Source organism: Ignavibacteriota bacterium, assembly GCA_016708125.1.
Classification (GTDB): Bacteria; Bacteroidota; Ignavibacteria; order Ignavibacteriales; family Melioribacteraceae.
The window spans coordinates 3,188,121-3,213,721 of record JADJGF010000001.1 but is presented as its reverse complement, the minus strand read 5'-3'; the positions used below and the strand labels follow the sequence as shown (position 1 = coordinate 3,213,721).

The window sequence follows — 25,601 nt, the reverse complement described above, 5'->3', positions numbered from 1 at the left end:
TTTTTTAGAGATTTCTCCTCAGATAAAAATCATCGGAATTGAAATGACAAGTTATGTCATGTCGAATCACTTTTTGATGAGACATCTCAGTTTAGAGATTTCTCACGTTGCAAAATACGCAAGGTTTCGAAATGACAAGAAAAAGATTATTGGCGTGTTTTTGTGAAGTAATATTTTTAGATTCCAGTATGCTTCGATAATCTCAGCTACCGGAATGACAAATTATTTTTTGACTTTTTATTTTCATTTGTCATGTCGAATCGCTTTTTGATGAGACATCTCTTTTTTGAGATTTCTCAACTTGCGAAAAACGCAAGTAATCGAAATGACAATTTTTTATTTTTCGATCGCCTACTTGTAGAAAAGTTTGACTTTTTCGTCGTTCTTTTATCATTTCTTCGTTTTTATACTGACTTCTAACTTCTGTATACTGAATTCTGCTTTTCCATTTCTTTAACAACTTTTACAGTTTCCACACTTACGGTTGTTACTTTTTTAATTAGCTCAATAACGATTTCTTTATAATCTGCAAATTTGTAAGTGTTAAACTTTTCCGCGATTGTCGGGTCTTTTGGTTTCTTTTCTTTGTACTGATCCAAAATCCATTCTATTGCTGAGCGGTTGCCGAGTTTATATTCCCAAGCTTCTTTGGGAATATTTTTTATTGTGGTATTTTCATCAATTTCAATTGTTCCGTTTTCTTTATCGGCTTTTAGTTTTACTTTTATTTTGGGTTTGTACTCAAATAAAACTTTGGGTTCTTCAACTATTTGAAAAATTTCTTTTTGCTCTTTTACAAACTCTTTATTTTCTTTATTCACAACTTTTAAATTATACGGTTTTGCATTTTCATAATTGATGTGCAATTCCATTAAAGTTTTTCCCCAATTGCTCCATTGCCAAAAATCTTTATAAAATGGAATTCGCGGAAATTCTCTCTTTAAATTTAATTCGTATTTTTTTCTGTATGCCGAATTATGCAATACTGCGTAAACGTAATTGAATATATCTTCTTTTGTGATTTTAGATTGCTTCTCCGTCGACTGACGGATCGCAATGACGGATGAATATTGTTTTTGAAATTGTTCCAATCCCCAATCAGTTATGTTTTCTGTTTTGTTTCCTTTTTCATCAAATATGTAAAGCGGAAAACATTGAGAATCACCATTAAAATGCAAATCAACTAAATATTTACTTCCTAAAATATTAAAAGCTTTTGTTGATAAATTTATAGCAAATAAAATGTTTTCTGATTTTCTGTTCGGAAATATTAAAGGAGTTTGATAACGCATTTCATTTAATTCTTTTGCATAATAAAATTCTTTTTTTACAAAAGCTCTATAAAGACAATTTCTAAATTCACTTTTTTCAAGTTCAATTTTTTGATCATTTAAAAGTGATTTTTTTAAATCACGTGTATACTTTATTCCAGAATTAAATGAAAAAATTTGTTTGGATTTTTTTGCCTTTTTTTGTTTTTCAATATCTTTTAAATAAATTTTTATAAAATATTCTATTTTAGCTTTTAAATCATTTTGATCAAATGAATAAACCCATTCATCACGATTACTAACTGTTCCTAATGTGAATAATTTAAAAACTGCTTTTTCATCACTTTTCTTTTTTGAAAGTTTTGTTTCTTTTGTTGCTAACGGAATCAATTCTTCAAAATCATTATCTGCAAGATTTATCCAATTATTATTTTTATCGGGAGTAATTTTTTCAAAAGAAATATTTTGCAATTTATTTGTTCTAAGCCAATCTAACTTTTCTTCCTTTCTCCAATTATCTTCCATTACAGAATATTTAATTTCACATTTTCCAATTTCATTTTCTTTTTTAACAAGAAACATAATTGCAACGCCGGTTTGAATTCCAAAAACATTGTGTGTTGTTCCGGCAATTTTTGGGTTTGCTCTAACATCACTTTTTGTATCAATAATATAACACGCAGAAAAATCATCAAAAATATTTTTTCTAAATCCGTCAAAAGTTCTGCTATCAATAAAACTTCTATTTGTAATAAAAGCCAAAATTCCGTTTTTCTCTAAACGATCACTTGCCCAACGATAAAAGCGCGCATACATATCATAAACTTTTGTTTTTTGTGCAGTGCTGTGTTTTATGTAAGTTTCTTTAATCCGCTTATCAAGAATCGGATATTCTCTGTTTTTGTTATTTTCATTTTCGTTAAGCTGGTTTGCATTGTACGGCGGATTTCCAATAATTACGGAAATTTTCTTGCTGTTTTGGCGTTTAATTCTTTCGCTGTTTTCAGAACTTAATCCAAAAATATTTTCTTGTTTTCCGGCATAATTTAAAGCAGTTGTATTATCCAAAGTATCAACAAAACAAAGGTTTTTAAATTCTTCGTAAAAACCCATTTTTTGTTTAAAGGTAAATTCCACATTTAAGTTTGCAATGTAATAAGGCAAAATTGCAACTTCGTTTGCGTGAATTTCATTTTTGTATTTGTACAGCAAATCGTGGTTTGGAATGTGATCAATTATGGAAGTTATAAAAGTTCCGGTTCCCGTTGCGGGATCCAAAATTTCAACATTTTTATCTGCAAGCGTTTTGCCAAAATGTTTATGAAGCAGAAAATCGGTGCTTTCAATCATAAATTTTACAATTTCGTTTGGAGTGTAAACAACGCCAAGTCTATCCGCAGCTTTAGGATTATAAACTTTGTAGAAATTTTCGTACAAAACTTTTAGAAATTTTTGCTTTTCGTGATGATCCGTAATTGCGGCGGCTGTGCTGTTTATTGCATCATAATAATGTTCAATATTTGCCATTAAATTTTTGCGTTCGCCGTAAGTGAAAAGAATTTCTATAAGTTTTTCCAATTCGCGCGCAATGTTATTATGTCGGTGAAATTCCGGATCATCAAAAATTTTGTTGAAAATATCGCTTGTTAAAATATGCTGAATCATCATTTCGCGAATGTCGGCTTCGGTTATATCGGGATTTATTTCAACTTTGCATAATTCAAGAAAAGTTTCGCTAACGGAAATAAAATTTTTATTTTTAATTCTTGTTTGATCAATTTTAGTTCTAAGCGTTTCTACAATTGCGGGAATATCGGATTTGAATTTTTCCAGCGCATCTTCAAATTTGTAAATTATATCACTTTTGAAAGAAATAAATTTTGTGATAATGTTGTGAAGTTCATCGGGATTGCGAACCGAACCGCGCAAAATTTCTTCTCCCCGCTGAAACAAAACGGCAGTTTGAGAATCTTCAAAAAGTATATTTGTAAACGGATAACCTTTTTTTTGTTTGGAATTTATTTCATCATCAATTGTATCTTTTTCATCTTTACTTTCCCAAAGACCAATATCAAGTCCGAAAGAATTTTTAATAATTCCATCGGGGCGAACTTTTGCGCCTTTTGTACCTTGGCAAGTAACTTCTGTAACGACTTCATAATTTTGTTTATGCGCATATTCATTAAGTAAATTCCAAAAATAATTGCGGATGCTTTGCTCATTTTTAGATTTGCCGAATTGCACTGCGCGATCGAGATTTGTGTAATATTGATTGATGAGAATTCTTGACATGTGTTTTAGTTTTTTATTAGAAATTTACAATTTAAATTATAAAATTTATTGGAATGGAGTTGGGATAATTTCATCAAACCTTCGAGGTTTTAAAAACCTCGAAGGTTTGATAATTTTAGTCATTGCGAGTGTTTTTACGAAGCAATCTTTCTATAGATTACCATGAAAAATAAAATACATTTTTTTCGTATTGACGATGCATATTTTGCCATTTGAGGAATTTTCAACCAATAAATCATCATTTAACTTTACTGCATTAACTTATTAATTATTAAAACGGTAATCGTATAATAAGTTTTCCTCAGATTAATAATTATAATTTTTGTTCTTTATTTAATATTTCATAATTTGGTTACACCTTAAATCAACTTTTACCCCATTCATAAAAGGAGAGCCTATGAAAAAAATTTTCTTATCTATTTCTAAAATAACTTTTTTGTTCTCGTTTCTTGTTTTACTTACAAGCAACAATTTAGCTCAAGGAGTTACCACAGCCGCCATCAATGGATTTGTTTCCGATAATGAAGGAAGTGCTTTACCCGGCGCAAATGTTATGGCAACTCATGAACCAAGCGGAACAAAATACGGTGCCGTATCAAGAGAAAACGGAGTTTTTAATTTGCCAAATTTGAAAATTGGCGGTCCATATTCAATCTCAGTTTCTTATGTTGGATTTAATACAAAAAATGAAAGCAATATTTATTTAAATATTGGTCAAACTTTAAAATTAGATATTGAACTAACTCCGGAATCAGTTGAACTTGGTGAATTGGTTGTTCACGGAATGACTGATAATATTCTGAACAGCAGCAGAACCGGCGCAGAAACTTTTATTAATCCCGATGAAGTTAGAGCTTTGCCGACAATTAAAAGAAGTACAAGAGATTTAACAAGATTAGATCCGAGAAGCGACGGTAACTTTAGCTTCGGTGGAAAAAACTGGCTCTTCAATAATATTTCTGTCGATGGATCTTATTTTAACAATCCGTTTGGATTAGATGATCCGGCTCCCGGCGGTCAAACAAATGCAGAACCACTTCCGTATGATGCTATCGAACAAGTTCAAGTTTCATTAGCTCCATTTGATGTTAGAGAAGGCGGATTTACAGGTGCAGGAATTAACACAGTTACCAAAAGCGGAACCAATGATCTTAAGGCTTCAGTTTATACATTCTTTAGAAATGAAAGTATGCAGGGCGGAAAAATTGGAGACGTTGAATTAAATGTTCCCGATTTATCTTATAATCAGTACGGCTTAACTTTAAGCGGACCGATTATAAAAAATAAGTTATTCTTTTTTATAAATGGTGAAATAGAAAGAAGAAAAGATCCGGGCACTAATTTTACAGCTGATACCGACGGAAATGTAACATCAGCAGAATCCAGAGTTAACGCTGCGACAATGGATTTGATTAGACAAAGAATGATTGATGTTTACGGATACGATCCCGGTCCATACCAGGGTTATGACTTAAATACAGAAAATGAAAAACTTCTTGCTAAGTTGGATTGGAACATTAATGATAATAATAACTTGGTATTCCGTTATAATTATCTTAATGCCCGCCAGCAGAAACCACCGCATCCATTTGCAGTAAGTTATAATAATACCGGAAGAGGACCAAATCAAAATACACTTCCATTTAAAAATTCCGGTTATGAAATGAACAATCAATTAAGTTCATTCGCATTAGAATTGAACAGTCGTTATCAAAGTTTTTCGAATAAATTTTTCGTAAGCTATAATAGATTCAGAGATTTTCGTGATCCTTTCAGCGAACCTTATCCAACAATTGAAATTGGTGAAGGCGGCATAACCTATACTACGCTTGGTCATGAACCATTTTCAATTCATAATATTTTAGATCAAGATGTTTTGCAGATAACAAATAATTTCAGTTATTATTTGGGAAGTCATGTTTTAACGGTTGGCGCTTCATTTGAATATTTTGATTTCTTTAATTCATTCAATTTATTCAGATATGGTTTATTAGGTTTCAATACTTGGCCCGGTGGAACAGCATTCAATTCAGTTGCAGATTTCTTAGCTGCTACAGATCCGGCTAATCCGCAAAACTTTATGACAAATGTTCCATCCGAAGATATTCCATTTAAGGGTGAATTTATTGAAGTTGGGCAGCTTGCTTTTTATGCTCAAGATGAATATCTAATGACCGATGCGTTTTCATTAACTTATGGAGTTAGAGTTGATATTCCAACTTATTTTACAGAACCGGTTGATAATCCATGGTCAAGAAGTTTAACGCTTTTAGATGAAAATGATAAGCCGGAAACTGTTGATCAAAGTAAAATGCCAGATGCAACTCCTTTATTTTCTCCAAGAGTAGGATTTAATTGGGATATTCATGGGGATAGATCTGCTCAATTACGCGGCGGAACCGGAATATTTACCGGAAGAATTCCTTTTGTATGGATTGGTAATAATATTTCAAATCCCGGTCTAAACCCAAATTTACCTGCAGAAGGTGTAAAAATTGAAGATGTTCCGGATGGTGTTGATGTGGTTGAAACCCAAGATAATTCGATACTTAAACAATCTTATTACTTGAATGCTATGGCTGAAGATTTTACATGGCCTCAAGTTTGGACGACAAATTTAGCTTTTGATTACAAATTACCTTATGAAATTTTAGGAACCTTGGAAGCAATTTACTCGAAAGATATAAATTCAGTTTATGTAAGAAATGCAAATCTTGGTTTACCTTTGCGCAATTTAGCTGATGGCAGACCTTATTTTGGCGGTGCTGTAGCTGATTCAGATCAAAGCCTTGACGGCGGTGCTTACGTAATTGATAACAGTGATGAAGGATATAATTTTAGCATAACTGCACAATTGAGAAAACAGTTTGAAGTTGGTCTCACAACAAGTTTAGCTTATACTTATTTGGATTCTAAAAATATTATGACCACAACGGAAATTGCAGCTACTCTTCACCAAAGCAATCCAATTCAAGGTGATCCAAATAATCCTGAATTGAGCAATTCCCAGTTTGGTCAAAGACATAGAATTATAAGCGGTGCAACCTATAAACATAATTGGAGTGAAAATTTAGCAACCACTATTGGAATGTTTTTAGAAGCTGCCGAAGGTAATATGTTTACAACTTCAGGTGGAAATCGATATTCATTTGTTTATGCCGGCGATGTAAATGGTGATGGCGCTGGTGGAAATGATTTAATTTATATACCTGAAAATTCAAGCGATATCAATCTTGCTGATCCTACACAATGGACTGCTTTAAATGCTTTCATCGAACAAGATGAATATTTAAGCACTCACAGAGGTGAAATTGCAGAAAGAAATGGATTAGTAAATCCTTGGTATTTTAATATTGATTTAAGAATCTTGCAGGATTTTACACTTCCGGCTTTTGGTAAAAACAATACATTCCAACTAAGTTTGGATATTTTGAACTTTGCAAATTTCCTCAATTCAAGCTGGGGTGTAAGACAAGTAGCTTCCGCAGCTGCAACTTCACCTTTAGTTGCGGTATTTGATGAAACAGGCAAATTAGTAATTGACGAAAATGGAAGACCAGAATTCAACTTTACAGGTGTTGATAAAACTTTTGTAGATGATCCAAGTTTATTCAGCAGATGGCAAATGCAAATTGGTTTAAGATATATTTTAGATTAAGAAGAAAAATAAAAGCCCTCAATCGAGGGCTTTTTTGTTATAAGGAAATTCTTGTTCCACAACCTGGAATTGATAAACTATCAGTGTCGGTAATTATACTTTCGTTATTTGTCGAAACACAAAAATTTATTGCTGCCTTAATTTTAGGCTCCATACTTCCTGATCCAAATTCATTATTTTCTAGATGTTTTTGAATTTCGCTAACTTTTATGTTTCCTAATTCTGTTTGATTTTTTTTGTTGAAATTAAGATAAACTTTAGGAACATCCGTTACGATATAAAATTTATCTGCTTTAATTTCTCTTGCCAAAACTGATGAAGCCAAATCTTTATCAATGACTGCTTCAATTGCTTCTAAATATCCGTTTTCATGTTTATATACCGGAACTCCTCCTCCGCCAACTGCAATTACAATTGTCCCTTTATTTGCAATTGATTTTATTACTTCTTGATTCATAATTTTTAAAGGAATTGGAGAAGCAACTACTTTTCTCCAACCTCGGTTTCGAGAATCTTTTTTAAAGAACCAATTATTTTTCTTTGCGAGTAAATCTGCTTCTTCCTTTAGGTAAAATGGTCCAACCGGTTTTGTAGGATTTTCAAATGCCGGATCTTTTTTATCCACCAAAACTTGCGTTACAAGTGTAACAACATTTTTTTTAATTTTTTCTTCAGTCAATACATTTCGCATCATTCGTTCTATCATGTAACCAATTCCGCCTTGAGAATCTGCTACGCAAATATCCATTGGCATTTGGGGAATTTTATATTTATCGAAACCGGCTTCATTTCTAAGTAAAATATTTCCAACTTGCGGTCCATTTCCATGTGTAATTATTATGTTGAAATCTTTTTTAATAAGGTCAACCAACTGTTTACAAGTATCAAAAGTATTTTTTTCTTGTTCGTCAATTGTTCCAATTTCATTGCCTCTTAAAAGAGCATTTCCGCCAAGCGCAATTACCGCAAGCTTTTTTTTCATATAATTCCCTTTTCATGCAAAACTGTTTGAAGTGTAACTGAACCAATTTCTTGAAGCTCGTACATAACTCGTGTTGATGGTTTATTTATTTTTAAAATTCTTCCAAGATCAATTGGAGTTCCAATAACGACAGAATCGCAATCAACATTATTTATTGTTTCTTCAAGGTCTTTCATTTGTTCATCACCATATCCCATTGCCGGTAACAAAATTCCGATATTTGGATATTTTTTAAATGTTTTTGAAATTGAGTTCACAGTAAATGGTCTTGGATCAACAATTTCTTTTGCTCCAAGTTTTTGTGCTGCAACAGTTCCTGCTCCAAATTTCATTTCGCCGTGTGTTAAAGTTGGACCATCTTCAACAACTAAAACTCGCTTATTTCTAATTAATTCCGGCTTATCAACAATTAATGGCGAAGCGCTTTCAATAATTATTGCATTTGGATTTACGGATCTTGAATTATTAATAACCGTTAAAATATCTTCCGGTTTTGCCGAATCTATTTTATTTACAATTACAGCATCAGCCAAACGAAGTGAAGTATTTCCGGGATAATAAGAAAGTTCGTGTCCCGGGCGAAGCGGATCAACAACCGTAAATGTAACATCCGGCTTATAAAAAGCCATATCATTATTTCCGCCATCCCATAAAATTACATCAGCTTCTTTTTCGGCTTCGCGCAGAATTGCTTCATAATCAACGCCGGCATAAATAATTCCGCCAAGTGCAATGTGCGGTTCATATTCTTCGATTTCTTCAATAGTGCAATTATGATTTTTCAAATCTTCCAAAGCTGCAAATCTCTGAACTTTTTGTTTTACCAAATCTCCATAAGGCATTGGATGACGAACGGCAACAACTTTTTTTCCGGCATCTCTTAATATTTTTACAATCTTCCTTGAAGTTTGAGATTTTCCGCATCCGGTTCTTGTTGCTAAAACTGCAATTACCGGTTTTGTACTAATTAACATTGTTTCTTCACTTCCCAACAAACAAAATGAAATTCCGGCAGCGTTAACAATTGAGGCTTTTGTCATAACATAATTAAACGGAACATCCGAATATGAAAATACAACTTCGTGAACATTAAATTCTTTTATCAAATTAACTAATTCAGTTTCATCATAAATTTTAATTCCGTTTGGATATAATTTTCCGGCTAATTCTGCGGGATATAATCTTCCATCTATATTTGGAATTTGTGTTGCTGTAAATGCAACAACATTGTAATCCTCATTATTTCTAAAGAAAACGTTAAAATTGTGAAAATCTCTTCCAGCTGCACCCATAATTAGAATATTTTTTTTCGACATAAAAAACTCCGTTTTGTATATTATTTCAATTTTTAGTATTTATTTTCATTTTCAACAAATTATTTTTAATTTCCTTAAATATTAATTTGCTTTTATTATCGTAAATTAGTAAAAATTTTTCGTATTTGGGAAGAGATTAATTCGTGAGAAAAAAGTTTTTTTTCGAAAAAATTTTTGGGAAAGAAAAATGGAGTAGAAAAATCTACTCCACTGTTACACTTTTTGCAAGATTTCTTGGCTGGTCAACATTTAATCCCTTTTTAACTGCAATATGATATGACAATAATTGCAAAGGAATTACATTTAAAATTGGCATTAACATTCTAATTGTTTCTGGAATTTTAATTGTAAAATCAACTAAAGAATCTATTTCATGATCATTTTCTGAAGCGATTGCAATAATTTTTCCTTTACGAGCTTTCACTTCTTCAATATTGCTGATAATTTTATCATAAACCGAATCTTTTGGTGCTAGGAAAATTGCGGGCATATTTTCATCAATTAATGCAATTGGTCCATGTTTCATTTCCGCAGCTGGATAACCTTCTGCGTGAATGTATGAAATTTCTTTAAGTTTAAGTGCGCCTTCTAAAGCAACAGGAAAATTATATCCTCTTCCCAAATATAGGAAGTTTTTAGCGTTAACAAATTTTTCAGCAATTTTTTCAATTTCATCATTTAACTGAAGAATTTTTTCAACTTTTTCCGGAATAAGCGTTAATTCATTTAGAATATTTTTTCCGTCAATTTCACTCATGTGTTTTTTGCGCGCAATTAAAATTGTAATTAATGCGAAAACTACTAGTTGTGATGTAAAAGCTTTTGTTGATGCAACTCCAATTTCTGGTCCGGCATGAATGTAAACTCCCGCATCACTTTCGCGGGCAATTGAACTTCCTACAACGTTACAAACACCAAGCACTAAAGCCCCGCGTCTTTTTGCTTCTTTCATTGCGGCTAAAGTATCAGCAGTTTCGCCGCTTTGTGAAATAAAAATCATAATATCATCTTTTTGCACAATTGGATTTCTATATCTAAATTCGGAAGCATATTCAACTTCTACGGGAATTTCTGCAAATTGTTCAATCATATATTCCGCAACTAATCCCGCATGCCAAGAAGTTCCGCACGCACAAATAATAATTCTTTTTGCACTTGCTAATTTATCTTGAACGGTTAACAATCCGCCTAATTTTACGGAACCTTCATTTAATAAAATTCTTCCGCGCATTGAATTAGTGATGGATTCCGGCTGTTCCATAATTTCTTTCATCATGAAATGCTTAAATCCGCCTTTGCTTATTTCATCAAGCGAAATTGTAATTTCTTCGATCTCTTTTTTAATTTCCCGATCAGCAATTGAAAATGCTTGAAATCCATCTTTTGTAACTTCAGCAATTTCGCTGTCATCCAAATAAACAACCTGACTTGTATGAGCTACAAGTGCGCTTACATCAGAAGCAACAAAATTTTCTCCGTTTCCAACTCCAATTACTAATGGAGAACCTTTTCTTGCAACAATAATTTTATCAGGTTCTTCTGAAGAAATTACGCAAATTCCATAAGCTCCTTCAACTTCTGCTAAAGCTTTTCTCACCGATTTGAAAAGAGTATTCCCTTTTTTAAAAAATCTATCAACTAAATGAACAATAACTTCCGTATCTGTTTCGCTTATAAATTCAAAACCTTCTGAAATTAATTCTTTTTTAAGTACTGAATAATTTTCAATTATTCCATTGTGAATTAAACAAATTGTTTTATCACTATTAAAATGAGGATGAGCATTTATTTCCGAAGGACCGCCGTGAGTTGCCCATCTTGTATGTCCAATTCCAATTGCGGCTGAAATTCCAGAACTTTTTAGTGCATCGTCTAAAAATGAAACTTTACCAACTTTTTTCTCAACGTAACAATTATTACCCTGAATTATACCAATCCCGGCAGAATCATATCCTCTATATTCCAACATTTTTAGACCGTTTGTAATTATTGGAACGCAATTTTTATTTCCAATATATCCAACTATTCCGCACATTTATAACTCCTTTCAAAGTATTTTAATTTTGCAATAAATTGCTAAAATATTTTATTGCTCTGTTTTAAATCACATTTGGGGCTATGTTTTAAAATAAGCCATTCGCAAAACATCGTGTTCAATTCCATCTAAAACAATATCTTTTTTGAATAAACCTTCTATTTCAAATCCCAATTGCCGGTTTAGAGAAATGTTATTGATGTTTGTTTCAATTGTGTTAATATAAATTTTCCGCAACTCAAGAGAATTTGTACAATAATCGATCCATCTTATTGAAGCTTCTTTTGCAAAACCTTTACCTCGATAATTCAAATCGCCGATAAGTTTTCGCATTTCACCTTTTTTATTTTTGTGATCAATATTTAAAATTGCAAGCAAACCGATTGGCAAATCATTTTTTAATGTGATTGTTGCAAAAATATTTTTATTATCGGATGAAATAAAATCAATGTTTAAATTTTGAAGTGAAGTTGTAGAAAGTAAAAATAATCGGCTTGTTTCGTCTTCAAACCATTTTTCAATAATTTTCTTATCTTTTTTTTCCGAGTATTCTCTGATTTTTAAATTTTGTGTTTTTAATGGAAATCTATCATCATCTTCAACAATTTTAATTTCTTCAGGAATTTCTTTAATAACTTTTTTATCAATTGTCATTCCTAAAATTTCATTTGTAAGCTTGATGTAATCATTGGAGTTAAATCCCATCATTGTTGATTCTTGGTAAATACTTTTTGCAAGCGCTTTTAAGTTCACTTCCGAAATTACGGGGTTTTCAATTTTTTTCATATTTATTCACACAATTTCTTTGTCGGTTCAAATTATAAAAACAGAAATACATTTTTTTTAATTTTTAAATAATTGTATTTTTAATAAAACAAATTTTAAATTAAATTAAACTTTATAATAATAATAAAAAAACTATGAAGACCTCAATCCGTACAATATTAGAAGAAAATTACATACAGCAAATAAATAAAATTATTTTAGATAAAAAACTAACAAAAAATGATTTTTTTGAAATTGCTTTAAATGAATTTATAAAGAAAAATGATAAACAAACTTACACTTTAAAATTTAACAATTTTGAAAGAATAAGCACAAGAAATTTTATAATCGCTGTTTTTAATCCGCTTTCAATTAAGTTTAGAAACTTGGCTGAAAAATTAAATCTTACGCAAACACAACTTTTTAGGGAAATTATAATTTACTATTTAGAAAAAAAATCCAAATGATATTGATTTAGGATAAGAAGTATTTTTACTTTTATTTTCTAAGTAAATTTTCTATTTTAAGGTATAAGTGACGATTAAATATGCAAAACATAACCGAAAAAGATCTTTTTAAATATATTTTCTATCCGGAAAATCTTTCTAAAAATATATACGATTTTATTAGTGATAATAAACCAAATTTCAAAAATGAATTGGAGTTTTTGCAAAATTTATATGATGAAATGCAAACTCAAATTCCGGATTCCATTGTTGAAAAACTTAATAAAAGAATTGCATCGCTGAATAATTTTAAAAGTATAATTTTGGAAAAAGATAAAAATGAATATAGATCGGGACACGATGAATACTGCTTAGCGGCAGCTTCGGAAAGTACGGAACAATTAAAATGCACTACTTTTAGAGATAAAGAAAGTAATTATCTTCTAAAATTATTTTTTGGTAAGACTTCAAATAAATTATACATTTTTGCAAAAGATAAAATTGAAAATAAAAAAGTTGAAATCACCTTTTTACCATCCAACAGTAAATTTACGTTTTCTACAAACGAGTTACCGTTTTCATTCGATGAAAATGAAATTATCGATCAGATAGTTTTAAATTTTTATAATTAAAAAATCGATTTTTATTTTATACTGGCTTTCTAATTTTTTCAATAATTACTGAACTGGATTTAAAATTGCTGCAAATCCTCCGCCCTTTGCCAAATGAATTTTTAAAGTATCTCCATTTTTTACATTTGTATTTTCAAATTTAATATCACTCGCATAACGGTTTGCATTAATTCCATCTTTTGCAATTTCTATGTTATAATTTTTATTATCAATAAAATCTAATTTTATTTCAAAATCTCTTTCCGTCCAATCTGTAATTCCGCTAATATACCAAACATTATTTTTCTTCCGGGCAATTACAACATAATCACCAACTTTTCCATCAAGCGAAATTGTCTCATCCCAAGTTGTTGGAATTTTAGAAATAAATTCTGTAGAAGATTCATTTGCATAATAGTTTGATGGATTATCAGCGAGCATTTGCAGCGGGCTTTCAAAAATTACATACAGCGCAATTTGATGTGCTCGTGTTCCTTGACTCATTGGTTTATCAAAAATTATTCTAAAGTTTTTTTCTTCGGAATTTAACATTGCGCCGGGAGTATAATCCATTGGTCCCGCTAACATTCTTGTAAACGGCAAAGTGCAATCGTAATCTGGAGTAATTTCTTCGCTCCATTTACAATTTTCCAAACCTTTTACACCTTCATTAGAAATGTAATTCGGATATTTTCTTACTAAACCGGCTGGCTTAAATGCGCCATGAAAATCAACAAGTAAATGTCTTTTTGAAGCTTCAATTAAAACTCTTTCATAAAAATTTACCATCCATTGATCGGCTCTCTGCATAAAATCTACTTTAATTCCCTTAGCTCCCCATTCTTTATATTTATCAAGAACTTCTTCAAGATTTTCATTTAATGGTTTCCACAAAACCCAAAGAATAATTCCAACATTTTTTTGTTTACCATAATTTATTAATTCTTCAATATTAATTTCTTCATTCGGTTCAAGAATATTTGTCAAAGTATTCGACCAGCCTTCATCAAGAATTATATAATTAAGACTGAATTTATTTGCAAAATCTATATAATACTTGTACGTCTCAGTGTTAATTCCGGATTTGAAATCAACGCCATAAATATTATTTGCGTTCCACCAATCCCATGCAACCTTTCCGGGTTTAATCCAGCTTGTTTCTTTAATTTTTGAGTCATCAGATAAAATATAAACAAGCTGATTTTCTAAAAGATCCTTATCATTTTCGCAAATCATAAAAATTCGCCAAGGCAAATCTTTACTTCCTTCAATCTCTGCAATATAGTTAGCTTCTTTTGTAATTATTTCATTTCTATCAGAATCTTTTGCTTGCTCTGCTTCAATTACATATTTGGGAAATATTCCAGCCAAACTATTTGAAGAATTTCCCTTAAGGAAAAGGTTCGGATAATTTGAAAGTCCCGATTCTGTAATTCCAATTTTAATATTATTATCACATTCAACTAAAGCCGGTAATGAACAAAATTGTTTTTCAGTTATTTCATTAATTTTCAGATACTTATAATTTCTCTCGAAATGAGAAATAAAACTATCTTCTTCCGGAAAATAAATTGAATTATTCTTTGCAAATTTTATGTTTACATTTTCGTTAAATATTTTTACTGGATTTGACAAATCTGTAATAATTCTGTAAGCAAATCCATTATCATAAGCACGAAAAACAACCCAAATATTTTCTCTAAAAATTAAAATCAGCTCATTGCAATTATTTTTAATTTGAAGAGATTTTGTTGGAACAGTTGAATTAATAATTTCATCAATCAGAGTATTTTTAAAATTTACAACAGTTGAATTTAGCAATGGATATACTTTTTCATCAATGTTTATTGATATTTCAGCCTCTTCTATTAGATTCTGATTATTGAATGATAATGAATATTTGAGTCCTTGATTATTTACAATTTTTACAACCAATTTTTTATTAGGTGATTTCAATTCATAATTTTGCGAATAATATGATTGAACCATTGCTGATAAAATTAACACAAAATAAATTACTTTTGATTTCATATTTATCTCTTTTTTAATAAAATTTCTAAATAATGTTTTTCAATTATCGTGAACGTCAAGTTCAAATTTATTTCTATCGTAACCGTTTTCTTCAAATATTTTAAAACATTTTTCCAAATCATTTTCATTCATCTTTTTAGTTCTGCTCAATATCCATCCGTATTTTCTTGATGGAGTTCCAATTACGGCAAATTTATAATTTCCATCCAAACCTAAAATCCAATAATCGCCCCAAAATAAATTCCACCCTAAAATACTTACAAAACTAACTTCTAATTTTGAATTAGTTTTTTTATCAACAATTCGCGCAACTCCTTCCGCACCATCAATTTCACCTTCATCATCAACGCACTGATTTAAAACTTCAATATCTCCGTCTTCATTTATTTTGTAACTTGCCGTTGTATTTTTTATACAATGATCTTGAAATGAGTTTGGAATTTTTGCAATTTCGTACCAAGTGCCAACATATTTTTTCAAATCAACAAAATCAACAGTTGCAATATTTTTAGAAGAATTTTGTTGAGCAAATATTGTAATTGAAAATAATGTTAAAGCTGCAAGAATTGTTTTCATGAAATTCCTAAAATATTTTTATAATCTTTTGTTGTATCGATATCAGTCAGTATTTCCGGGAAATCACATTCAAAAAAATATTTATTTATTTCTGAATCAAAAGATAATTCTTTCAAATTAGAATTATAATTTTTCTCCAATATTTTTGAAATAACTTTTCTACCAAATATTATCGGATGTCCTTTTCGTCCTTTATTCATAGGCTGAATCCAATCATACTTTATATCAATTTGCTTAATAAATTCCGAATAGAAATTATATGGAATATTTGGTTGATCTACAAAATGATAAATTACCCAATCTGAATGAATATTTCTTATTCCGCTTTGTAACGATGAAAACATTCCCATTTCATAATTTTCGTTATGAATAATTTCAATTTTACTTTTGAGTTTTACATTAAATATTGAAATAAGATTGAGAATTTCATTTTCATTAAATCCGGTAACAACAATAATTTTTTCGCAAATCAAATCTAATTTTTCAATTATATTTTGCAAAAAAGATTTATCATTAAAAATTAGCAACGGTTTAAATTTACCCATTCTGCTTGAGAATCCGGCAGTTATTATTATTCCATCCATATTTATTAATAAGTTATCAACGCATATTTAACAAAAATATTTATTCCAATTGAAGCTGATTCGAGTTTAGACAAATAATAAGTTTTAAGTTCCGTTCCAAAATTCAATTTTTCAGAAAAAGGAAAAAGATAATTAATTCCCAACTGGTAACCGGTACTCCATCCGGTGCTAATTATTTTATTATCGAAAGCATCAACATTTGTTAAAATTAAATATCCGCCAATTCCACCGTTTAATTCAATATTTTCATAAATCTTCATTGAGAAGGCTAAAAATAAAGGTATTGCAGACATATTTACTTTCACATTTGTGGTTCCAAATTCTTCATCTACAAAATCATCCTTTTCTAAAGTGTAAAGAAGAAAATAACCGGATTCAATTCCAACACTTAAAAGATGCTCTGGCTGCCACATAATTTTAATTGCTGCATTGGGCTGAAATCTATTTAGTTTTTTACTGCTAATTGTACTTGCAAAATAGGAATATCCAAAACTTAAATTTGTATATATATTATAACTTGCATTGTTATTTTGACCAATTAATATAATTGGAAAACTTAAGAACATAATTACTATTGAAATATTTAATTTATTCTTGAGCATAAAAATAGTACGCTACTAATGTTGGATAATTTGTTAATATCCCATCAAAGGAACCATTTGCTATAAACTCATTTATAAATTGCGATTGATCTAAAGTCCATGTAAAAACTAACTTATTTGCATTGTGCAATTGATCTATTTCAGAGTTTTGCAAACCTAATGTCCATCGCGGAGCCCATACATTTGATGAAGCTTTTTGAACATAATCTATTGATAATTCACAGAGTGATAAAGTATTTTCGTAATCAGAATATTGAACGAAATTATTATACATCGTTTCATCCGGAAGTCCTATAAATATTTGAATCTGCTTCCCAAGTTCGTTAGCTATTTTAAGATATTTTTGTTGAATCGGGACTACATACGGAACCGAGTTTTTTTCGGATTTCATATCGAGCCAAACAACTTTTAAATTTGTTTCGTGTACAATAAAATTCAATGCTTCATCCAATGAAGGAATTTTCTCACCATTTTTTAATTTTATAAAAGAGCTCAGTTGACTAAATGAAAAATCTTCAACTGGTCCCCAAATTGGGCTATCGGTAGATGTTCGCAAATTTAAACTTACATCATGATATAAAAATGGAATATTATCTTCGCTTAATTTTACATCAATCTCAATTCCGTTTGCACCAAGATTTTCTGACTTACCAATAATCTCGATTGAATTTTCTGAAGCGCCAAGATTATCGGAATTTCTTCCTCCTCCTCTATGTGCTAAAATGTAAAAGTTTTTATCATATATTTTACCGGAAAATTTTCTAGAAAATTCTAACTCAATGACATTATCCAAATTATCATCGCCTTCAGAAAACTTACCCGTCAATTTGATATTTGAAATTGTCGTATCACTTAAAATTGAGGAAGAACCATTTGCTTCTGTTAAGGTTAATCTTACTAAACCGACTTCTGTACTTTGTGCATATCTCCAACTTCCTTCAAAAAATAATTCTCCATCTTTTGATCCGCAATTTAAAATAAAGTAGGTCCCGAGTTTTACTCCGAATATTGAAAGTGAATTTCCACTTGATTTTAAAACTAAAGATCCGCCAAACTTTTCTTTACCGCTTACTAAATTGTAAACACCTTCAATTTTATTTTTTTGAATTTCGGTTAATGGAATAGTTCCTTCTAAAATACTTGAATCAGCAAATTTTGGTTCAACAATAGTTTCATCCGGATTACAGCTAATTGCAATAAAAAGTATTACAAACCGTGCGATAAATATTTTCATAATACTAATCCAATTTGTATTTCTGGAATTAATCTGAAATTATAGCTGTTTGAATAAGCAATCCAAACCGGATAATAAAAACGTGAGAAGTTTGCTTTTATTCCTATGCTCATTATATTATTTTTCCAAAGAGGCTGTTCAACAAATAATGCAAAACTATATCCGCTAATAGTATTTTTTTCAGTACTTATCTCAATATTATCAACAAATTGTGTGTAGAATGTATTTAATATTATTTCTGATTTTCCAGATACAGTAAACTTATCAAAGGCATAACCACAAGTGAAATTCGGGTAATGAAGCCATCCGATATTTCTGCTTGCAAAATCAAAATCATCCAGTATGCCAAACCAAAAAGCAACATCATAACCGATTGATACTGCAAAATTATTTTTACTATATCTCCAATTTGTTCCAATTAAAAAATGATTAGTTATTATGTTTGATGTAATACCGGTATGCAAATTAAAATTATATGGGATTCCAAATGTTGCATCAAAATTAATAAGCGGCGAATAAATTAAAGAATTTACCTCTTCAATAATCTCTTCCGGCAATTGACTAAAAGAAAGAGTTATAGCGCTCTTGAACTTCCAATTATCTAATTTTATTGGATAGAAATAACTTTCACTTTTTATATTATTTTGTTGAGATAAAACTGTTGCTTGACTTATAATTAAAGCAACAAATAATATTTTAGATATGTAATTATGAATCATAATTTTTTGATAAAATACTTATAAAGTATAATCAGTTTTAGTTGAGTAAATTCTTCTTCCATTCATCATAAGATTTTAATTCCGGTTTTTCATTCCAACTTTGTAACGAAGAAATATCTTTCAAACCGTTTCCGGTAATCATCAAAATTGAGTCTCCTTCAAGTTGCTCATTTTTATTAACTTTTTTATATCCGGCAAATGAAGCTGCTGCAGCCGGTTCTGATAGAATTCCATACTTTTGTACTAATATTTTTTGTGCGGAAATTATTTCATTATCTGAAACTTTAATTCCATTTCCGTTTGTATTTATAATTGCGTCAACTGCCATATACAAATTTCTTGGAGCTCCGGCGCAAATGCTATCTGCAATTGTGATAGCTGATTTATATTCATATTTTCTATTTTCTAAATAATCAACTATTGCAGAACTTCCTTCAGCTTGAACTGCATACAATTTTGGTAATTTTTCAATCCAACCTAATTTAATTAATTCTTTCAAACCTTTATAAATGCCCGATATTATTACTCCATCTCCTACCGGAATAAATATATTATTTGGTAATTTTCCGTTTAATGAAATAAACATATCATAAACCGAGGATTTTTTACCTTCAATTGTTAACGGATTAAAAGCCGTATTTCTATTATACCAATTTTTCTTTTTTGAAATTTCTAAACACAAATCAAATGCTAAATCATAATCTCCATCAACAATATAAATTTTTGTACCAAATGCTTGAATTTGAATTCTCTTACTTTCCGGAATATTTTTAGGAACGAAAATATGAGATTTCAATCCTAGCTTTGCACAAATTCCAGCAAGCGATGAACCAGCATTTCCGGTTGAAGCTGCTGAGATTTCATCAATTCCCAATTGAACTGCTTTTAATGCAACTAAAATGGAAGCTCTATCCTTATAAGATAAAGTTGGGTTTCTTGAATCATCAAAAATCTTAATTAGATTATTTTCATATTTAATTTCAGAAATTGGATTTTCAAGCAGTGTAAGTTTATTTACTTTCGATTCAGAAATATCTTCAAATTTATTTCCACTAAATTTCAAAGGCCATAAATATGGATATTCCCAAAACTTACCCACTTTATTTTTTAAATATTCTTCTTTTGATATTTCATTTTTTATTTTTTTATAATCATAAATAATCTCTAAAACTCCAATAAGCGGTTGGTTCTTCTCTAACTTTCCACATTTTGGACAAAGATAAATTTGATTAGATTCAATTTCATTTGCGTCAAATTCAGATTTGCAATTAAAACATTTGTATAAATAATTATTTATCATTTTTACATCGTTAAAGACATAATTGCTTTTGCTGTGTGAAGTCTGTTTTCAGCTTCATCAAACACTATTGAAATATTTGGGTTATCTAAAATTTCATCAGTAACTTCATTGTTTCTATCAGCTGGTAGAGCGTGCATGAGTTTAACATTTTTATCAGCAAGTTTAATTCTTCGATCATCACAAATCCAACTTTTATACTTTGCTAAATTTTCACTCATTTCTTTTTTGCAATCTGTTTCATTAGCTAAATAATCATCAACCGAATAATGCCCAAACCCGCCCCAGTTTTTGGGAATTACAACATGCGCACCTTCAAATGCTTCATCCATATCATTTGTAAATTTTATACTTCCTCCGCCGACTTCCGCATTCTTCATTGCTTTATCAACAATATCTTGACTTAACGGAAATTCTTTAGGATTCGCAATTGTTACATCAATTCCATAACGAGGAAATAGTAAAGCTTGAGTTTGTGGAACTGAAAGCGGCTTTGAATGCGTTGTTGCATAAGCCCAAGCTATGGTTACTTTTAATCCTTTTGGATTTTTATCGAAGTGTTCAAATATTGTCATTAAATCTGCTAAACCTTGGAAAGGATGATAAACATCATCTTGCAAAGACATAACCGGCTTACGCGAAAACGCAGCAAGTTCATCTAAATATTTTTTACCGACTCCATAAAAACAATTTCTGCATGCAATTCCATTTCCCATTCGCGATAAAATTATTGCAGTATCTTTTGCAACTTCACCATGAGTAATTTGCATTTTGTCCGGAGTTAAATCGTGCGCATGCCCGCCCAGCTGAGTCATTCCGGCTTCCATTGAATTTCGAGTTCTTGTAGATTGCTCAAAAAACATCATGAATAAAGTTTTGTGCGGTAAATCCAAGTGATTAATTTCTTTGTAGAATTCATCTTTTAGTTTGAATGCTTTGTTAAATACAATATCTAATTCTTCTTTTGTCCAATCTTCACAAGTAAGAAAATGTTTTCCTTTTAATTTACTTTCCATAAATACTCCGAATAAAAATATTTTATATTTCTTTTTTCCTTGTCATGCTGAATTTATTTCAGCATCCAATTTGTTCATTAGATTCCAGAACAAGACTAGAATGACATGTTTGTTATATTAATACTTTGCAACAAAATTTGTATAAAATGCAGTTGCTTTTACCAAATGATCAATTGGAACTTTTTCATTTGGTGCATGAGCTAAAACTTCATTACCGGGTCCAAACCCAATAACCGGAATATCATAATAACCGCGGATAGTTACGCCGTTTGTTGAGAATGTCCATTTATCAACTTTTGGATTTTCTTTAAATAAATCAGAATATGCTTCAACCCCTTTCTGGACAAGCGGATGATCTTCCTCCAATTTCCAAGTAGGAAAATATTTTTGCATTCCATATTTTAATCCGGTGTAGGCAATTTCTTCATAATTTAAAAGTTCAACTTTCGCATTCATGTCTTTCACAATTTCTTTCACTTGATTTAAAGCTAATTCTTTGTCCTCGCCCCAAGTTAATCTTCTATCCAAATGAATTCTGGCAAAATCAGAAACTGCACAAAGAGATGGACTATTTGATTTAAATTCCGAAATTGTGATTGTACCCTTTCCTAAAAATTCATCATGAGCTAAACTTTCATTTAATTTTTCAATTTCCAGTGCTGCACGAGATGCCATATAAATTGCATTCTTTCCTCTTTCCGGCGCAGAACCATGAGACGATACTCCATAAAATGAAACGGCAATTTCCATTCTTCCTCTATGACCCCGATAAATATTGAGGTTTGTGGGTTCGGTGATTACAACACATTCCGGTTTTATTTTATCTCCCTCAACAATATATTTCCAGCAAAGTCCGTCGCAATCTTCTTCAATTACTGTTGCTGTAAAATAAATTGTTAGATCTTTTTCTAATCCTAATTCTTTAATTATTCTTCCGGCAGTAATAAACGCTGCAGGTCCACCTTCTTGATCTACACTTCCTCGCCCGTGCACAAATCCATCCTTTATTTCTCCACCAAGAGGATCAAAATCCCAATTTTCTAAATTGCCTAAATCTACAGTATCAATGTGTCCATCGAATGCAATAACTCTTGGACCATTTCCAATTCTGCCAATCACATTTCCAAGTCCATCTATTTTTACTTCATCAAATCCAGCTTCTTCCATCATAACTTTTATTTTTTCACAGACTTCTTTCTCTTGTAAACTAAGCGATTTTATTTTAATCATTTCAGATAAATTTTTTGCCGTATAGTCTTTATATTCTTCTGACTTTTTAATAATTTCTTCAGTAATGTTCATTAACTTTCCTCGTTAAATTTATTAAACAATCTTTCACCTTGTGCATAAATTTCATTTAATATTTTTGTTTCATCAATATTTTTGATTTGAAAATTATCTAATTTTATTTCTCCATTTTGAACAACAGTTTTAATAGGTCTTTCCAAAATTCCATAAATGTAATGTCCCCAGAAATTATTCTGATTTATTGGTGTCGGCGGAACATAATCCCATATTACAAAATCTGCTCTATCGTTAACTTGTAACTTTGTAAAATCCGGGAAAAACTTTTTAATAAAATTAATTTGATCGAAATAAGTTTTGATCATTAAACTAAATGAATCTTCAAAAGATAAACCGGCATTTCGTAATTGCAAAAACAATTCTTTAAATGATCGAGCAACATTTGCATGCATTCCATCAGTTCCAACTAATATTGGAATTTCTTTAGGAATCATTTTAAATTTTTGCAAACCGACTGAATTATTCATGTTTGAATCAATATTAAAAATGAGTGAGGCACCGGAATTTTTTATTAATTCAAAATCATTTTTATCCAAGTGAATTCCATGAGCTAAGATACTTTTATCATTTAACAAATTATATTTTGTAAATCTGTGCATTGGTTTAGCTGAATATTTTTCCAAGCTTATTTCAACATCGGATTTATCTTCACAAAGATGAACATGAACTCCCCAATTATTTTCTTGAAGTAATCTTGATGCTGTTTCCAAAGTATCATCATCAAGAGTGAATGAAGCATGCAAACCTAAAAGTGAATTGGAATTTTCAGTTGTATAATTTTTTAGAAAATTAATATTTTCTTCAAATCCATTTTCTCTGTGCACTTTTCCATTTCGATCAGTCGTTTCAAAACAAAGAACATTACGAATATTAAATTTCTCAAAAGTTTGTGAGATTGTTTTTAAACTATCTTTTGCAAAGTTTGGTGAAGAGTGATGATCAATAATATACGACACACCATTTATAATTGATTCAAGTGCTGCCATTTTTGTTGATGCTTCAATCATTTCCATATCTAATAGCGAATCCAATTTCCACCAAAGATTTTTTAGAATATTTGGGAAAGTTGACATATCCCCCTTTATTGATAAGCCTTTCGCCAATCTTGAATAAATATGATCGTGAAAATTTACATTTGGGATTGTGAGAACTTTTCCGTTTGCATCTATTGTTTCAGAATTTGTCGAAGTGTTTAAATTTGATAAATCAAAATGTCTTTCGGAAATATTAATAATTTTTCCATCTTCAATTTCCAAATCACCAAAGATTGGGGAAACTGATTGATCATTTATTTGGCAAATCCAAGCATTAATTACTTTCAAGAAATTACCTCAATAAATTTCCCATAACCAATTTTTACTTCAGCATCGTTTTCTTTATCCATAATTACATTTCCGCGTAATATTGTTTTTTCTACTGTAGCATTAAATTTCATTCCTTCAAATGGAGTATATTTACCTTTGCTATGCATATTTTCCGAATTAATAATTTCTGAATCCCATAAATTTATAATTGCGAAGTCTGCATCATATCCAATTTCAATTTTTCCTTTTTTTCTTAAGTTAAAATACTCAGCAACATTTGTTGAAAGTAAATTTACTGTTTGCCTAAATGTTAATTTCTCTTTTATAAATCCTTCACTAAATAAATATGAGACTCGATGTTCAATTCCTGGAATTCCACCGTATACATTCCAAAAATTTTCATCTACTTTTTCTTCATTTGGATTGCAACCAGCGTGATCAGTAGTTACAAAAGTAAGTGTTCCATCTTTTAGTCCGTTCCACAAAGCATTTTGATCATTATTCATTTTTACTGGTGGTGCAGCTTTTAAATAATTTCTTATTTTATCATTCAAAAAACTATCTTGAGTGAATTGCAAATAATGCGGACAAGTTTCTGCAGTAATATTTATTCCCTCTTTTTGAGCTATACGAATTGCATTTAATCCGGCTTCCGAACTTAGATGAACAATATGAATTTTTAGTCCAAACTCCTTTGCAACAGAAATCATATCAATAATTGCTTTTTCTTCTGCATCTGTATTGCGAGCCAAACAATAATATTCCCAAGTATTTTGATTTGCAGTTTTGAATCTCTGCATTTTTGATTCAATCATAAATTTATCTTCTGCATGCACAGCTTGAGGTTTACCAGTTTGCTTTATGTATTTTGCAATTATTCTCATCTGCTCCAAATTTAAATCCTTAAACGATTCCATTCCGGAAATCAAATAAGTTTTAAATCCGGCAACACCCAATTCATTTAACTCAATAATTTGTTTTCCAATTTTATTCCCAACTTCAAAATCATTTCCGCAAACTCCACCCCAAAATGCAAAATCAATTATACTTCTATTTTTTACAGCTTCTAATTTTTTGTGAAAATTTTCTGGCGATGTAATAGGTGGCAAAGATGTGCATGGCATATCAATAATTGTCGTTACGCCGCCGAAAGCTGCAGCAGTCGATGCATGTTCAAAATCCTCGCGAAATTCAAATCCGGGCGTATCAAAATGCACGTGTGGATCAATAGTTCCGGGAATTACAATATTAAATTTCCCATTTATAATTTTTAAATTATTTGAGAAATTTTGTTGTGGAATTTGCTTAATTATTTTCTCTTTATTTTCTCCACTTTTTAATTCTTGCCAAGTAAATTCTTGTTCAATAATTCTTTCCACTTTTTCGATTTTATCAGAAAAGTAAATATTGACCGGAGTGAAATTATTTTCGCTTGTATTAATAAAGATGTTTGTTAGTATTTTTTGTTTATTCATCATTGCAAAGTCAAATATTTGTCATTCCCGAATGATTTTATCGGGAATCTATCAAATGGATTATTAGATTCCGGATAATTAC

The 25,601-nt window shown here is 30.4% G+C and carries 19 protein-coding genes; 3 read left to right on the top strand and 16 right to left on the bottom strand.

The window, feature by feature from the left end; genetic code table 11:
- Positions 1 to 416 precede the first annotated feature (416 nt).
- A complete protein-coding gene (locus IPH62_13880; protein ID MBK7106365.1) occupies positions 417 to 3,563 on the bottom strand; it encodes an N-6 DNA methylase in 3,147 nt (1,048 codons plus the stop codon).
- A 397-nt stretch (positions 3,564 to 3,960) separates the two neighbouring features.
- Between IPH62_13880 and IPH62_13875 the strand changes: the two genes are divergently transcribed.
- On the top strand, positions 3,961 to 7,221 hold the full coding sequence (locus tag IPH62_13875; GenBank protein ID MBK7106364.1) for a TonB-dependent receptor: 3,261 nt from the start codon (positions 3,961 to 3,963) through the stop codon (positions 7,219 to 7,221).
- A 37-nt stretch (positions 7,222 to 7,258) separates the two neighbouring features.
- Here IPH62_13875 and arcC read toward each other — a convergent pair whose 3' ends face one another.
- From arcC to IPH62_13855, 4 genes are all read right to left on the bottom strand, one after another.
- Entirely contained in the window at positions 7,259 to 8,203 is a 945-nt protein-coding gene (arcC, locus tag IPH62_13870; GenBank protein MBK7106363.1) for a carbamate kinase, read from the bottom strand.
- Positions 8,200 to 9,519, bottom strand: a complete 1,320-nt coding sequence (locus tag IPH62_13865) for a GTPase (protein MBK7106362.1) — start codon at positions 9,517 to 9,519, stop codon at positions 8,200 to 8,202. Before IPH62_13865 ends, arcC begins: the two co-directional genes overlap by 4 nt.
- Before the next feature lie 202 nt (positions 9,520 to 9,721).
- Positions 9,722 to 11,554, bottom strand: coding sequence for a glutamine--fructose-6-phosphate transaminase (isomerizing) (gene glmS / locus IPH62_13860; protein MBK7106361.1), 1,833 nt, complete (start codon positions 11,552 to 11,554; stop codon positions 9,722 to 9,724).
- Between the two features lie 81 nt (positions 11,555 to 11,635).
- The gene (locus IPH62_13855) at positions 11,636 to 12,340 is read right to left on the bottom strand and encodes a GNAT family N-acetyltransferase (GenBank protein MBK7106360.1); all 705 of its coding nucleotides are present in this window, start codon (positions 12,338 to 12,340) and stop codon (positions 11,636 to 11,638) included.
- A gap of 134 nt (positions 12,341 to 12,474) precedes the next feature.
- Here IPH62_13855 and IPH62_13850 point away from each other — a divergent pair, with 134 nt between their 5' ends.
- The gene (locus tag IPH62_13850) at positions 12,475 to 12,786 is read left to right on the top strand and encodes a hypothetical protein (GenBank protein ID MBK7106359.1); all 312 of its coding nucleotides are present in this window, start codon (positions 12,475 to 12,477) and stop codon (positions 12,784 to 12,786) included.
- Positions 12,787 to 12,866: 80 nt separating this feature from the next.
- Positions 12,867 to 13,397 carry a hypothetical protein gene (locus tag IPH62_13845; GenBank protein ID MBK7106358.1) on the top strand — a complete coding sequence of 177 codons (531 nt, stop codon included), beginning with the start codon at positions 12,867 to 12,869 and terminating at the stop codon, positions 13,395 to 13,397.
- Between the two features lie 45 nt (positions 13,398 to 13,442).
- Here IPH62_13845 and IPH62_13840 read toward each other — a convergent pair whose 3' ends face one another.
- From IPH62_13840 to allB, 11 genes are all read right to left on the bottom strand, one after another.
- Positions 13,443 to 15,407: a glycoside hydrolase family 97 protein gene (locus IPH62_13840; GenBank protein ID MBK7106357.1), complete on the bottom strand. Its 1,965-nt coding sequence runs from the start codon at positions 15,405 to 15,407 to the stop codon at positions 13,443 to 13,445.
- Between the two features lie 39 nt (positions 15,408 to 15,446).
- A complete protein-coding gene (locus tag IPH62_13835) occupies positions 15,447 to 15,983 on the bottom strand; it encodes a lipocalin family protein (GenBank protein MBK7106356.1) in 537 nt (178 codons plus the stop codon).
- Positions 15,980 to 16,567, bottom strand: a complete 588-nt coding sequence (locus IPH62_13830) for a nucleotidyltransferase family protein (GenBank protein MBK7106355.1) — start codon at positions 16,565 to 16,567, stop codon at positions 15,980 to 15,982. The genes IPH62_13835 and IPH62_13830 overlap by 4 nt, the downstream gene beginning before the upstream one ends.
- Positions 16,568 to 16,572: 5 nt before the next feature.
- Positions 16,573 to 17,169 (bottom strand): hypothetical protein, encoded by a 597-nt coding sequence (locus IPH62_13825; GenBank protein ID MBK7106354.1) that lies wholly within the window; start codon positions 17,167 to 17,169, stop codon positions 16,573 to 16,575.
- Positions 17,156 to 18,403 carry a hypothetical protein gene (locus IPH62_13820; GenBank protein ID MBK7106353.1) on the bottom strand — a complete coding sequence of 416 codons (1,248 nt, stop codon included), beginning with the start codon at positions 18,401 to 18,403 and terminating at the stop codon, positions 17,156 to 17,158. The genes IPH62_13825 and IPH62_13820 overlap by 14 nt, the downstream gene beginning before the upstream one ends.
- The gene (locus IPH62_13815; protein ID MBK7106352.1) at positions 18,400 to 19,122 is read right to left on the bottom strand and encodes a hypothetical protein; all 723 of its coding nucleotides are present in this window, start codon (positions 19,120 to 19,122) and stop codon (positions 18,400 to 18,402) included. The genes IPH62_13820 and IPH62_13815 overlap by 4 nt, the downstream gene beginning before the upstream one ends.
- 37 nt (positions 19,123 to 19,159) lie before the next feature.
- The gene (locus tag IPH62_13810) at positions 19,160 to 20,422 is read right to left on the bottom strand and encodes a pyridoxal-phosphate dependent enzyme (GenBank protein ID MBK7106351.1); all 1,263 of its coding nucleotides are present in this window, start codon (positions 20,420 to 20,422) and stop codon (positions 19,160 to 19,162) included.
- 2 nt (positions 20,423 to 20,424) lie between these two features.
- A complete protein-coding gene (locus tag IPH62_13805; GenBank protein MBK7106350.1) occupies positions 20,425 to 21,435 on the bottom strand; it encodes an ornithine carbamoyltransferase in 1,011 nt (336 codons plus the stop codon).
- A gap of 117 nt (positions 21,436 to 21,552) precedes the next feature.
- Positions 21,553 to 22,737, bottom strand: coding sequence for a YgeY family selenium metabolism-linked hydrolase (locus IPH62_13800; protein ID MBK7106349.1), 1,185 nt, complete (start codon positions 22,735 to 22,737; stop codon positions 21,553 to 21,555).
- On the bottom strand, positions 22,737 to 24,062 hold the full coding sequence (locus IPH62_13795) for an amidohydrolase family protein (protein ID MBK7106348.1): 1,326 nt from the start codon (positions 24,060 to 24,062) through the stop codon (positions 22,737 to 22,739). The genes IPH62_13800 and IPH62_13795 overlap by 1 nt, the downstream gene beginning before the upstream one ends.
- Entirely contained in the window at positions 24,059 to 25,519 is a 1,461-nt protein-coding gene (allB, locus tag IPH62_13790) for an allantoinase AllB (protein MBK7106347.1), read from the bottom strand. Before allB ends, IPH62_13795 begins: the two co-directional genes overlap by 4 nt.
- Between the last annotated feature and the right edge of the window lie 82 nt (positions 25,520 to 25,601).

What these genes read in the sequence shown, in the direction of transcription:
- IPH62_13835 (MBK7106356.1), bottom strand. Translation starts at nt 15,983, where the DNA reads ATGAAAACAATTCTTGCAGCTTTAACATTATTTTCAATTACAATATTT.
- IPH62_13840 (MBK7106357.1), bottom strand. Translation starts at nt 15,407, where the DNA reads ATGAAATCAAAAGTAATTTATTTTGTGTTAATTTTATCAGCAATGGTT.
- IPH62_13820 (MBK7106353.1), bottom strand. Translation starts at nt 18,403, where the DNA reads ATGAAAATATTTATCGCACGGTTTGTAATACTTTTTATTGCAATTAGC.
- IPH62_13875 (MBK7106364.1), top strand. Translation starts at nt 3,961, where the DNA reads ATGAAAAAAATTTTCTTATCTATTTCTAAAATAACTTTTTTGTTCTCG.
- IPH62_13850 (MBK7106359.1), top strand. Translation starts at nt 12,475, where the DNA reads ATGAAGACCTCAATCCGTACAATATTAGAAGAAAATTACATACAGCAA.
- IPH62_13855 (MBK7106360.1), bottom strand. Translation starts at nt 12,340, where the DNA reads ATGAAAAAAATTGAAAACCCCGTAATTTCGGAAGTGAACTTAAAAGCG.
- IPH62_13805 (MBK7106350.1), bottom strand. Translation starts at nt 21,435, where the DNA reads ATGGAAAGTAAATTAAAAGGAAAACATTTTCTTACTTGTGAAGATTGG.
- IPH62_13810 (MBK7106351.1), bottom strand. Translation starts at nt 20,422, where the DNA reads ATGATAAATAATTATTTATACAAATGTTTTAATTGCAAATCTGAATTT.
- IPH62_13845 (MBK7106358.1), top strand. Translation starts at nt 12,867, where the DNA reads ATGCAAAACATAACCGAAAAAGATCTTTTTAAATATATTTTCTATCCG.
- arcC (MBK7106363.1), bottom strand. Translation starts at nt 8,203, where the DNA reads ATGAAAAAAAAGCTTGCGGTAATTGCGCTTGGCGGAAATGCTCTTTTA.
- allB (MBK7106347.1), bottom strand. Translation starts at nt 25,519, where the DNA reads ATGAATAAACAAAAAATACTAACAAACATCTTTATTAATACAAGCGAA.
- IPH62_13825 (MBK7106354.1), bottom strand. Translation starts at nt 17,169, where the DNA reads ATGCTCAAGAATAAATTAAATATTTCAATAGTAATTATGTTCTTAAGT.
- IPH62_13815 (MBK7106352.1), bottom strand. Translation starts at nt 19,122, where the DNA reads ATGATTCATAATTACATATCTAAAATATTATTTGTTGCTTTAATTATA.
- glmS (MBK7106361.1), bottom strand. Translation starts at nt 11,554, where the DNA reads ATGTGCGGAATAGTTGGATATATTGGAAATAAAAATTGCGTTCCAATA.
- IPH62_13800 (MBK7106349.1), bottom strand. Translation starts at nt 22,737, where the DNA reads ATGAACATTACTGAAGAAATTATTAAAAAGTCAGAAGAATATAAAGAC.
- IPH62_13830 (MBK7106355.1), bottom strand. Translation starts at nt 16,567, where the DNA reads ATGGATGGAATAATAATAACTGCCGGATTCTCAAGCAGAATGGGTAAA.
- IPH62_13865 (MBK7106362.1), bottom strand. Translation starts at nt 9,519, where the DNA reads ATGTCGAAAAAAAATATTCTAATTATGGGTGCAGCTGGAAGAGATTTT.
- IPH62_13880 (MBK7106365.1), bottom strand. Translation starts at nt 3,563, where the DNA reads ATGTCAAGAATTCTCATCAATCAATATTACACAAATCTCGATCGCGCA.